Source organism: Phyllobacterium trifolii (assembly GCF_014192095.1).
GTDB classification, from domain to species: Bacteria; Pseudomonadota; Alphaproteobacteria; order Rhizobiales; family Rhizobiaceae; genus Phyllobacterium; species Phyllobacterium trifolii.
Genome location: NZ_JACHXN010000016.1, coordinates 94,152 through 106,164, shown reverse-complemented (window position 1 = coordinate 106,164; position 12,013 = coordinate 94,152). Strand labels below are relative to the sequence as shown.

Genomic DNA, 12,013 nt, shown 5'->3' with positions numbered 1-12,013 from the left:
AAATGCTCCGTCACGCGCCATGCGGGCGGAGCAGGGCACGCGAAATGATGTGCCGCTGGATTTCAGATGTGCCTTCCCAGATGCGCTCGACACGCGCGTCGCGCCAGATGCGCTCAAGCGGCAGGTCGTCCATCAGGCCCATGCCGCCATGGATCTGGATGGCCTCGTCGGCGACAAAGGCCAGCATTTCGGTGGCTTTCAGCTTGGCCATCGCCATGTCCTGATCCGTGACGGTTCCCTGGTCGAATTTCCAGCCAGCCTCGAAGGTGAGCAAGTCGGCGGCTTTCAGCTCCGTGGCCATATCCGCCAGCTTGAACGAAACACCTTGGAACTTGCCGATCTGCTGGCCGAACTGCTGGCGTTGTGCCGCATACTCAATGGCATGTCCGAGCGCCCGTTCGGCGCGGCCGAGGCAGGTTGCCGCGACCTGGAGGCGGGTTGCCCCGAGCCAGGTATTGGCAACTTCGAAGCCCTTGTGAACTTCGCCGAGGATCGCATCCTGGGGCAGACGGCAGTCGTCGAACTCGATGATCGCATTGGTATAGCCGCGATGCGAAACGTTGCGATAGCCTTCGCGGATGGTCATGCCGGGATGACCCTTGTCGACGAAGAAGGCTGTGATTTTCTTTTTCTTGCCGCGTGGCGTGTCTTCTTCGCCGGATGCAACGAAGAGAATGACAAAATCCGCTTCAACCGCGTGGCTGATGAAATGCTTGGTCCCGTTGACGACCCAATCGCCGCCTTTTTCAACGGCGGTCGCCTTCATGCCGCGCAGGTCCGACCCGGCGCCGGGTTCTGTCATGGCAAGGCAATCCGACTTTTCACCACGGATGCAGGGAAACAGGTACTTTTCCTTCTGCGCGTCGGTGCCGGCGAGCAGGATATTGGAAGGGCGTCCGACGCAGGTCCAGTGCAGCGCATAATTGGCGCGGCCAAGTTCCTTTTCGTAGAGCAGCCACGTCACGGTATCGAGACCGGCACCACCGACTTCCTCCGGCATGTTGGCGGCATAAAGCCCGGCTTCGATTGCTTTTTGCTTCAGTTCGTCTGCAAGCTCCTTGCGCAGGACGCCGGTGCGCTCGACCTCCGCCTCGTGTGGATAGAGTTCGTTTTCGACAAAGGCGCGCGTCGTATCGACGATCAGCCTCTGCTCCTCCGAAAGACCGAAATCCATGGCCTTAGCCTTTCTTTTTCTTGGGCTTGCCGGCTTTTGCTTTTTCAGCCGCTTTAGAGGTGGCGGGCTTTTGTGCCAGCTTTGACAGGCGCTTGGTGTAATCGTTGTGAAGTGCGCCCGCACCCCAGCCCTTGCCCTTGTTCTGCTTGGAAAGGGCTTCCATGATTGCGACGAGATTATCGTCGCGGATGCGCTCAAGCTCGCGGATCGAAAGGCCATGTGCCTGCTCGTCCGACTGATTGGCGATCTTGTCGACCAGTTCCTCGTCAAGTTCGGGCACGTCCATCAGTTTGGTCCACGGCCATGACAGGCATGGACCGAATTGCGCGATGAAGTGGCGCATGCCAGCTTCACCGCCAGCAACGCGGTAGACCTGGAACATGCCCATCTGCGCCCAGCGAATGCCGAACGAATAGCGGATGATGTCGTCGAGCTCTTCGACCGTCGTGATGTCGTCCTTGATCAGCCATAGGGATTCGCGCCAGACAGCTTCGAGCAGGCGGTCGCCGACGAAGGCTTCGATTTCCTTGCGGATCACCACCGGCTTCATGCCGATCGAGGTGTAGAGTTCTCGTGCCTTTTCGACGGCTTCAGGCGAGGTCTGCTTGCCGCCGACGATCTCAACCAGCGGGAGCAGGTAGACGGGGTTGTAAGGATGGCCGACGACCAGCCGTTCAGGATGCTTCATCGCCGTCTGCATGTCCGACGGCAGGATGCCCGAGGTGGAAGAACCGACGATGGCATCGACAGCCGCGTGTTTGTCGATCTCTGCCAGCACCTTGTGCTTCAGGTCGAGCCGTTCCGGCACGCTTTCCTGGATGAAGTCAGCACCGGCGACGGCGGCTTCGATGGACTTGGCGAATGTCAGCTTGCCTTCCTTCGGCAAACCGCCCGGCACCATGGTCTTATAGGCGCGGCGTGAATTCTTCATCACTTCGCTGACCTTGCGTTCGGCCTCCGGATCCGGATCGAAGATCGAAACATCAATGCCATTGAGAAGGAGACGCGCTACCCAGCCCGCACCGATAACACCGCCGCCGATTGCTGCGGCCTTGCGAATACCTGCCATGATTTCTTACCAGCCCTTCGTCAATTTCATGCGCTCGCGGACTTCGTTCGGTCCGAGAATGCGAGCGCCCATGCCTTCAGCAACCTTTACGGCGCGTTCGACCAACGGGCCATTGGTGGCTAGAACGCCCTTGTCGAGCCAGATATTGTCTTCGAGGCCGACGCGGATATTGCCGCCAGCCAGCATTGCCATTGCCGCATAGGGCATCTGGTTGCGGCCGATGGAGAAGGCCGAGAAGGTCCAGTTCGACGGGAGGTTGTTCGTCAGCGCCAGCAATGTGTTGATGTCATCCGGGGCACCCCACGGAATGCCCATGCAAAGCTGCACCATGACCGGATCTTCAAGCAATTTCTGATCGTAAAGCCACTTGGCCAGAAGCAGGTGGCCCGTATCGAAGATTTCCACCTCCGGCCGCACGCCAAGCGCCTTGATCTGGGCCGCCATGGCTTTGAGCATGGCAGGCGTGTTGGTCATGACATAATCGCCTTCGCCGAAATTCATCGTGCCGCAATCGAGCGTACAGATTTCGGGGCGCAGCTTGGCCACGTGTTCAAGGCGTTCCGTGGCACCAGCCATATCGGTGCCGTTGGCCGAAGGCGGCATTGGCTGCTCGACGCTGCCGAGCGTAAGATCACCGCCCATGCCTGCGGTGAGGTTCAGGACCATATCGACGCCCGACGCCTTGATGTACTCGACGACCTCCGCATAGAGCGCGACTTCGCGCGAACCCTTGCCGGTCTTGGGATCACGCACGTGAATATGTGCGATGGCTGCGCCAGCATTGGCTGCTGCGATACACTCATCGGCGATCTGGCGCGGGGTGACCGGAACCTTGTCGGAACGGCCTGTGGTATCGCCCGCACCGGTCACGGCGCAGGTGATGAATACTTCGCGATTGGGGGTAAGTCCCATTGTAAAGCTCCCATGTTCTTGTTGACCTGATCATGCCCCGATTGCCAAGCGATGCTTTGCAATATACGAATAGGAATTGATGAATAGCGAAACATCGCCACTCTTTTTGCCGAGTTCCAAACCGCTGCACGTAACCGTTATGGTTTTCAGCGGCGCCTCGCTCATGTGCGTGGCTTCGACAATCGATCCAATGCGTGCTGCGAATCGGGTGTCAGGCGCAAACCTGTTCAACTGGCGAATTGTATCACTGGACGGCGAACCGACAATGACTACATGTGGTCTGCCGATTGCCGTATCTGGCTCATTCGATGCATCAGAAAAAGGCGATATCTTATTGGTTGTTGGTGGTTTTGGCACATCTGACATTGCACGCACGACTTTCACAGCCCATTTGCGCCGTGCAGTTCACAACTATCGGATGATCGGCGGCATCGAGGCCGGTTCCTGGCTGCTCGGACGGGCGGGCCTGCTTTCAGGACGCAAGGCGACCACGCATTGGGAGGACATGGAGGAGTTTACGGCAGAGTTTCCCGATGCGGACATTCGGCCAGACCGCTACGTCATCGATGGGCCGGTTTTCACGAGCGGCGGCGCCTCGCCAACCTTCGATCTCATGCTGCATCTGATCCGGTCGCGCTACGGCATGTCTGTCGCCCTCGATGTGGCGAGTGTGTTCATCTATGACGGGACACATGCCTCGAACAATGCGCAGCCGCTGGTATCGCTGGGACGGCTAGACGATGTGCATCCGAAGCTCGCGGGCGCCATTCGCTTGATGGAGCGCCATATCGAACAGCCGTTGACCATCGGCGCCATTGCCAAGCGCACTGGCCTGAGTGCCCGAAGTCTCGAGAAGATCTTTGCCAAGGCTGTCGGCGAGGGGCCGGGCCGGTACTACCTGCGGCTGCGGCTGAAGGTTGCGCGGCGGTTGATTACCGATACCAGGTCACCGCTGGCAGATATCGCCGCGCGCACGGGTTTTTCATCGGCATCGGCTTTCACCAGAACTTTCCGCAATTTCGAAGGCAAGCCGCCAAGTGCTTTCCGGCCTGTTCATTGAGCGTCGCTTTTGACAAAGCAGCCGTATGAACTTCATGTTTCAACCCGCGATCGAATAGTTGCGCCATCCAGTCAGGAGCCCAGAATGTCAGCCGAAAATTTGCAAGGTCAACTGTACCGGTCCGCGCCGATTGCCATGGAGAAGGAGTGGATTGACTATAATGGCCACTTGAACATGGCGTATTACAACGTGGTTTTTGATCGAGGGGGCGATGAGTTTCTCGCCGAATTGGGTTTCGGTCCAAAATATGCCGCCGAACGCAAGTTGACCATTTACACGGCTGAAGTGCATATCTGCTACGTGCAGGAAATTCATCTCGACCATATCGTGACGGTTACCAGCCAGTTGATCGATTTCGATGCTAAGCGTCTGCACACTTATAATGAGATCGTGCACCAGGATGGCTGGGTGGCGGCGACTGCGGAGGTGATGTCGCTGCACGTGGATATGAACGGCCCAAAGGTCGTGCCGTTTCCCGATGACATTTTGCCGACGCTCGACTTCTACAAGCAAGCCCACTCCAAGCTGCCGCTGCCTGCACGGGTTGGCCGTTCGATTGGGATCAAGCGGAAGTAGTCCCGCCAAACTGTTCAACCAGCCAGCGCTCGAATTGGCGAATGCGGGTTTCGCCGACGCGCTCCTTGCGGCAGATCATGTACCAGGCGCCGGGCTGCGGAACTTTCAGCGGGAACGGGGCAACAAGCCGCCCGGCCTTGATGTCGTCAGCCACCAGAAAGTCCGGTGCGACGGCGAGGCCCTGACCATCCAGAGCGGACTGCAGGGCGGCAAGATAGGTGTCGAACTTCAACGTTACGGCTTGCGCGGTATCGGCGATGCCCGCCGCCTCCAGCCACGTGCCCCAATCCTCAGGGGAGGTATAAAGCGCGAGGCGTGGCACCTTGGCCAGTGCTTTGGCTCCAACGTCGCCTTCTATCCGCGCAGCCACTTGCGGACTGCACACGGGACGCATTTCAGCCTTGACCAGCAGGCGGTAGTGCAGGTTCATCCGCTCCGGCCGGGTGGTGTGGATGATGCCGATATCTGAGCTATCGATGTTGAGCTCCCAATCCAGCTGGCTGGTGCCGATACGGATCGCGAGATTGGGATTGACCTTGCGGAAGTCCGTCAGGCGCGGGATCAGCCAGCGGATGGCGAAGGTCGCATAGGTCTCGAGCGCCAAATCATCGGTGGTGCCAATGCGGTTTATAAGAGCCGTACCACGCGCAATCCTTTCGAAGGCGTCGCGCATATAGGGATAGTAGAGCGTGCCGGCGTCAGTCAGCGACACGCCACGTGGCAGACGTTCGAACAGCTTGACGCCGAGAATGGTTTCAAGTTCCGCGATCCGGTGGCTGATGGCAGATTGCGTTACGCCGAGTTCTTCTCCAGCAAGCCGGAAACTCAACAATCGGGCGGACGCCTCGAACGCCCGCAACGAGCCGAGCGGCGGTATGCGGGGCTTAGACATCATGGCCCGGATACCCTGTAACTGGATGCTTGAGAATAATTCATGTCTTTATGAGTAACGATCGCTTGAATGCGGCGCAATGCGGAATCATTCTAAACTGCGGCGCGGTCATAAATAACAGGGCGTCCGGGAACAATCCTTTCGGAGAATGAAATGGGTGCAGAACAGGCCTTGGTGGAAGTTGCGCCGTCTCTGGACAAGATCGATCAACTGATCGCCGCGCACAAAGCCGGTCACGGCCTGGTTCGTGCGTTCTACATGGATCCGGATGTCTATGCGCTGGACATGGAGCGGGTATTCCGGCGTCATTGGCATTGCATTGGTCACGCCAGCATCATTCCCAATGCCGGAGATTTCGAGCTTTTCAAGATCGACAGCGAGGCGGTGATCGTTTCACGCACCGAAGACGGCGCGATCCATGCCTTTTTGAATGTTTGCCGCCATCGCGGCGCCGAGGTGTGCACCAAGCAGAAAGGGAATGCACGCTTCTTCGTCTGTCCCTATCATGCCTGGACATACACCAATGATGGCAGTCTGCGAGCGGCGCGGCTGATGCCGAAGGATTTCGATCGGAGCGCCCATGGCTTGAAGAAGCTGCATGTGAGGGTGGCCGAGGGGCTTATCTTCATCTGCTTTGCCGACAAACCACTGGATTTTTCCATTATCGAACAGTCGCTGCGGACGACGTGCGGGCAGTATGGCTGGGCGGACGCCAAGGTCGCGCACCGGGAAAGCTATCCTGTCGATGCCAACTGGAAGCTTGCCGTCGAGAATTACGTGGAATGCTACCATTGCGGCCCGGCCCACCCGGAATATTCGCAGACGCATGCACTGGAACAGCCTGCCGAAAAGATCGTCGAGCTGAACGCACGCATGGAACAGCGCACCTGTGCGCTTGGCATCGACATTGCCACCGGCGATCACTGGCAGAGCTCGGCGCAAGGCCAGGAAACAATTCATACCTTCCGCTATGCGCTCTACGACGGCGTTTCCAGCGGCAGCGAAGATGGTTCGCCCGTCGGGCCACTGATGGGACGCTTCTCGGAGTTCGACGGCGGCGTTACCTCGATCCATCTTGGCGGCACGAGCTTCCTTGTGTGCTATCCGGACCACGGCATGATCTATCGGTTCATTCCGAAAAGCGTTGACACGTGTGAGATGGAACTGATCTGGCTGGTACGCGGCGATGCCGAAGAGGGAAAGGATTACGACCTCGAAAAGCTGACCTGGCTCTGGAAGGTCACGACCGCCGAAGACAAGACGATCATCGAGCATACGGCGCGCGGCGTCCGTTCGCACTACTTCGTGCCGGGTCCGATTGCGCCGATGGAATACAATGAACTGCGGTACATCCAGTGGTACCTCGACGAAATCGCACTGCCATAATTCGAATCGCATGAGACTACAGGGGACTGCATATGTCTGATTTTCCAACGTCGGCGCGCGTCGTCATCATCGGTGGCGGGGCGGTTGGCGTTTCGTCGCTTTATCATCTCGCCAAAGCGGGGTGGACCGATTGCGTGCTGCTTGAAAAGAACGAGCTGACATCGGGATCGACATGGCATGCAGCGGGCAATGTGCCGACATTTTCAGCCTCGTGGTCAGTGATGAACATGCAGCGCTATTCGGCCGAACTTTATCGCGGGCTGGCTGCCGAAGTCGATTATCCCATGAACTATCATGTCACCGGATCGCTGCGACTCGCGCATACCAAGGAGCGGATGCGCGAATTCCAGCGCGTGAAGAGCATGGGCCGCTATCAGGGCATGGACATCGATGTGCTGGGGGTCGATGAGATCAACGGTCGCTATCCGTTTATTGCGACGCATGAATTGGAAGGCGCGCTCTACGATCCCAATGATGGCGACATCGATCCGGCGCAGTTGACGCAGGCGTTGGCCAAGGGCGCTCGCGATCTCGGCGCCAAGATCATCCGTTTTTGCCCTGTCACGGGCGCGAGACGTGAGAATGACGAGTGGATCATTTCGACACCGCAGGGCGACATTCGCTGCGAATACGTGGTCAATGCTGCAGGATATCGCGCGCAGGAAATCGGCAGGATGTTTGGCCGGGACGTGCCGATGATGGTGATGAGCCATCAATATCTGCTGTTCGACGAAATCCCGGAGATCGCCGCCTGGTCGCGTGAGCATGGCCAGAAATTGCCACTGCTGCGCGACGTGGATTCGTCCTATTATCTGCGGCAGGAAAAGAACGGCATGAATTTGGGGCCCTATGAGCGCAATTGCCGGGCGCATTGGGCGACTTCCGACGATCCGATGCCGGACGACTTCTCCTTCCAGCTTTTCCCTGACGATCTGGAGCGGCTCGAATGGTATCTGAACGATGCCACCGCACGCGTTCCGATACTTGGCACGGCGGGTCTGTCGAAGATCATCAACGGTCCGATCCCTTACGCGCCGGATGGCAATCCGCTGATTGGCCCGATGCCGGGCGTTCCCAACGCGTTCGAAGCCTGTGTCTTCACATTCGGTATTGCGCAGGCAGGCGGTGCGGGCAAGGTCCTCGCCGAATGGGTTACGGAGGGCGCGACGGAGTGGGATATGTGGTCGTGCGATCCGCGCCGGTTTACCGCTTTCACCGATCCTGACTATTGTGTCGCCAAGGGTGTTGAAGTCTATGGGCATGAATACGCCATCCATTTCCCGCGCCACACATGGCCAGCGGGCCGCAACAAGAAGCTTTCGCCTATCCATGACCGTATCGCCAAGCTCGGTGCGCAGTTCGGTGCCTATAATGGCTGGGAGCGGGCCAACTGGTATGCGCAACCGGGCGATGACACGTCCGAAGAATCCACACAGACATTCCTGCGCGACGGACCCTGGCAGCAGCGTATTCGCGAAGAATGCCACGCGGTGCGCGATGCAGTCGGCATTCTCGATCTTCCGGGTTTCTCGCGCTTCAAGGTGAGCGGTGAGGGCGCGCGCGCATGGCTGTCGACGTTGATAACAGGCATCGTTCCCAAACCTGGACGTATCGGACTTGGCTACTTCTCGGACGACAAGGGCCGCGTCGTCACGGAAATGTCGATTATGGCCATTGACGAGGACGTGTTCTTTCTGATCACCGCCGGTGTTGCAGAATGGCATGATCGCGACTGGCTGCTCAATCATTTGCCGAAAGGCAGTTCAATCAGCATCAGCAATGTGACCGAAGACTTCTCGTGCCAGATCGTGACGGGGCCGAAGGCGCGCGATCTTTTCCGCGATATCTGCGATGCAGATCTCGAAAAATCCTGGCTGTCGCATCAGACGACACAGATTGCCGGGCGTTATTGCCAATTGGTGCGGGTATCGTTTGCCGGCGAACTCGGCTGGGAAGTCCACACCAAGATAGCCGATACGGCCGCCATTTTCGATGCGGTGTGGGAGGCGGGGCAGAAATACGGGATCAAGCCGTTCGGTATGTTCGCCCTCGATTCGCTGCGTCTGGAAAAGGGTTACCGCGCGTGGAAGGGAGACCTGTCAACCGATTACACACCGCTGCAAAGCGGGCTCGAACGCTTTATCAAATGGGAAAAGCCGGAATTTCTCGGCAAGGCAGCGCTTGAGAGTGAAAAGCAGCAGGGCGTGAAGAAACGCTTCGTGACGCTGACTGTTGATGCAGGGGATTGCGACGCGCCTTACATGTCGACGCTTTGGCACGACGGCAATATCGTCGGCGAGACGACGTCGGGCGGTTGGGGCCACCGCATAGACAAATCCATCGCGCTTGGCATGTTGAAGACGGAACTCACTGAACCCGGCACCGAAGTCGAGGTGGAAATCTTTGGCGAGCGCTTCAAGGCGACGGTCCATCCCGATCAACCGCTTTGGGATCCCAAGAACGAAAGAATTCGCGCATGAGCTCTCTACCGGCCAAGGCCCGGGCCGTCATCATTGGTGGCGGCATCTCCGGCTGTTCCGTCGCCTATCATCTGGCCAAGCTCGGCTGGACTGATATCGTTTTGCTTGAGCGCAAACAACTGACCTCCGGCACGACATGGCATGCGGCGGGACTGATCGGCCAGTTGCGCGCCTCGCAGAACATGACGCGGCTCGCCAAGTACTCCGCCGACCTTTACGTCAAGCTCGAGGCAGAAACCGAGGTCGCCACAGGCATGCGTCAGGTGGGCTCAATCACTGTCGCCCTGACCGAGGAACGCAAGCACGAGATCTACCGGCAGGCGTCGTTGGCAAGGGCGTTCGATGTCGATGTGCGGGAGATTTCTCCGCGCGAAGTCAAGGAGATGTATCCGCATCTTAACATCGAGGATGTGGTCGGCGCGGTGCATTTGCCCCTAGACGGGCAGTGCGATCCGGCCAATATCGCCATGGCTCTTGCCAAGGGTGCGCGCCAGCGCGGCGCGAAGATCGTCGAGAACGTCAAGGTCACCGAAGTTCTCAAGAAGAATGGCCGGGTGACGGGAGTCACCTGGGCGCAAGGTGAAGAGCACGGCATGATAGAGACCGATGTCGTGATCAATTGCGCCGGCATGTGGGCGCGCGATCTGGCGGGAACATCGGGCGTGACCGTGCCGCTGCATGCTTGCGAGCATTTCTATCTCGTCACCGAAGCCATCGAGGGGCTTGGACGTCTGCCGGTGCTGCGCGTTCCGGACGAATGCGCTTATTACAAGGAAGATGCAGGCAAGATGATGCTTGGCGCTTTCGAACCGGTGGCCAAGCCCTGGGGCATGAACGGTATTTCCGAGGACTTCTGTTTCGATCAGCTACAGGAAGACTTCGAGCATTTCGAGCCGATCCTTGAAATGGGCGTCAACCGTATGCCGATGCTCGGAACCGCAGGTATCCACACGTTCTTCAACGGTCCCGAGAGCTTTACCCCCGACGACCGCTACTACCTCGGCGAAGCGCCGGAACTTGGCGGCTACTGGGTTGCGGCGGGCTACAATTCCATCGGTATCGTTTCCTCCGGCGGCGCCGGGATGGCGCTAGCGCAATGGATAAACGATGGCGAAGCGCCATTCGACCTGTGGGAAGTGGATATTCGCCGGGCGCAGCCGTTCCAGAAGAACCGGCGCTACCTGAAGGAGCGCGTCTCGGAGACGCTCGGGCTGCTCTATGCCGACCACTTTCCCTACCGGCAGATGGCGACGTCACGCAATGTCAGGCGCTCGCCCATCCACGAGCATATGAAGGCCCGTGGCGCTGTCTTTGGCGAAGTTGCGGGATGGGAGCGCGCCAACTGGTTTGCCAAAGAGGGCCAGGAGCGTGAATACCGCTATTCGTGGAAGCGGCAGAACTGGTTCGAGAACCAGCGTGACGAACACCTCGCCGTGCGCAACAATGTCGGCCTGTTCGACATGACGTCCTTTGGCAAAATCCGCATTGAGGGTCGTGATGCTCTGGCATTCCTGCAGCGGCTTTGTGCCAATCAGCTCGATGTCGAGCCGGGCCGTATTGTTTACACGCAGATGCTCAACAATCGCGGCGGGATAGAGAGCGATCTGACGATCACGCGGCTGTCGGATACGGCGTTTTTTGCCGTGGTACCCGGCGCGACGCTGCAGCGCGACCTTGCCTGGATGCGCAATCACCTCAAGGACGAGTTCGTGGTCATCACAGACGTGACTGCTGGGGAGTCCGTGCTTTGCTTGATGGGGCCGAAATCACGCGAACTGATCCAGAAGATCAGCCCGAATGACTTCTCGAATGAAGGCAATCCGTTTGGTACAGCACGCGAGATCGAAATCGGCATGGGATTGGCGCGGGCACACCGCGTGACCTATGTCGGCGAACTCGGCTGGGAGCTTTATGTCTCGACGGATCAGACAGCACATGTTTTCGAGACAATCGAAGAAGCCGGCAAGGATCTTGGCTTGAAACTGTGCGGCCTGCACACGCTCGACTCCTGCCGTATCGAAAAAGCGTTCCGACACTTTGGCCACGATATCACCGACGAGGATCATGTGCTGGAGGCAGGGCTGGGCTTTGCGGTAAAAGCCGACAAGGGTGATTTCATCGGCCGCGATGCTGTGCTGAGGAAGAAGGACACCGGGCATGATCGCCGTCTTGTCCAATTCCGCCTGAGCGATACCGAACCACTGCTGTTTCACAACGAGGCGATTGTCCGCGACGGCAAGATCGTCGGGACAATCACATCCGGCAATTACGGACATTATCTCGGTGGTGCGATCGGGCTTGGATACGTGCCGAGCAAGGGTGAGAGCGCCGAACAGGTGCTGGCTTCCGGCTATGAGATCGAGATTGCCGGTGTACGCGTGAAGGCCGAGGCTTCACTGCGGCCGATGTACGATCCAAAGGCCGAGCGGGTGAGGATGTAGAACTGGCCGGGTTACCGGCCAGC

The 12,013-nt window shown here is 58.5% G+C and carries 9 protein-coding genes; 5 read left to right on the top strand and 4 right to left on the bottom strand.

What is annotated here, in order from left to right:
• Positions 1-10: 10 nt before the first annotated feature.
• From FHS21_RS21520 to FHS21_RS21510, 3 genes are read right to left on the bottom strand one after another with little or no spacing between them, the layout of a single operon-like run.
• Positions 11-1,174, bottom strand: coding sequence for an acyl-CoA dehydrogenase family protein (locus tag FHS21_RS21520; RefSeq protein ID WP_112529366.1), 1,164 nt, complete (start codon positions 1,172-1,174; stop codon positions 11-13).
• Between the two features lie 4 nt (positions 1,175-1,178).
• A complete protein-coding gene (locus FHS21_RS21515) occupies positions 1,179-2,243 on the bottom strand; it encodes a carnitine 3-dehydrogenase (RefSeq protein WP_112529364.1) in 1,065 nt (354 codons plus the stop codon).
• Between the two features lie 6 nt (positions 2,244-2,249).
• On the bottom strand, positions 2,250-3,155 hold the full coding sequence (locus FHS21_RS21510) for a beta-keto acid cleavage family enzyme (RefSeq protein WP_112529362.1): 906 nt from the start codon (positions 3,153-3,155) through the stop codon (positions 2,250-2,252).
• Between the two features lie 76 nt (positions 3,156-3,231).
• Between FHS21_RS21510 and FHS21_RS21505 the strand changes: the two genes are divergently transcribed.
• Both FHS21_RS21505 and FHS21_RS21500 read left to right on the top strand, forming a co-directional pair.
• Positions 3,232-4,215 (top strand): GlxA family transcriptional regulator, encoded by a 984-nt coding sequence (locus FHS21_RS21505; protein ID WP_376772176.1) that lies wholly within the window; start codon positions 3,232-3,234, stop codon positions 4,213-4,215.
• A gap of 84 nt (positions 4,216-4,299) precedes the next feature.
• Entirely contained in the window at positions 4,300-4,791 is a 492-nt protein-coding gene (locus FHS21_RS21500) for a thioesterase family protein (protein ID WP_112529358.1), read from the top strand.
• On the opposite strand, the gene FHS21_RS21495 is transcribed toward FHS21_RS21500, so the two are convergent.
• On the bottom strand, positions 4,778-5,686 hold the full coding sequence (locus tag FHS21_RS21495; RefSeq protein ID WP_112529356.1) for a LysR substrate-binding domain-containing protein: 909 nt from the start codon (positions 5,684-5,686) through the stop codon (positions 4,778-4,780). The genes FHS21_RS21500 and FHS21_RS21495 overlap by 14 nt on opposite strands.
• A 150-nt stretch (positions 5,687-5,836) precedes the next feature.
• Between FHS21_RS21495 and FHS21_RS21490 the strand changes: the two genes are divergently transcribed.
• From FHS21_RS21490 to FHS21_RS21480, 3 genes are read left to right on the top strand one after another with little or no spacing between them, the layout of a single operon-like run.
• Positions 5,837-7,069 carry an aromatic ring-hydroxylating oxygenase subunit alpha gene (locus FHS21_RS21490; protein WP_112529354.1) on the top strand — a complete coding sequence of 411 codons (1,233 nt, stop codon included), beginning with the start codon at positions 5,837-5,839 and terminating at the stop codon, positions 7,067-7,069.
• A gap of 32 nt (positions 7,070-7,101) precedes the next feature.
• Positions 7,102-9,549 (top strand): GcvT family protein, encoded by a 2,448-nt coding sequence (locus FHS21_RS21485; RefSeq protein WP_112529352.1) that lies wholly within the window; start codon positions 7,102-7,104, stop codon positions 9,547-9,549.
• A complete protein-coding gene (locus FHS21_RS21480) occupies positions 9,546-11,990 on the top strand; it encodes a GcvT family protein (protein WP_112551185.1) in 2,445 nt (814 codons plus the stop codon). The genes FHS21_RS21485 and FHS21_RS21480 overlap by 4 nt, the downstream gene beginning before the upstream one ends.
• Positions 11,991-12,013 lie beyond the last annotated feature (23 nt).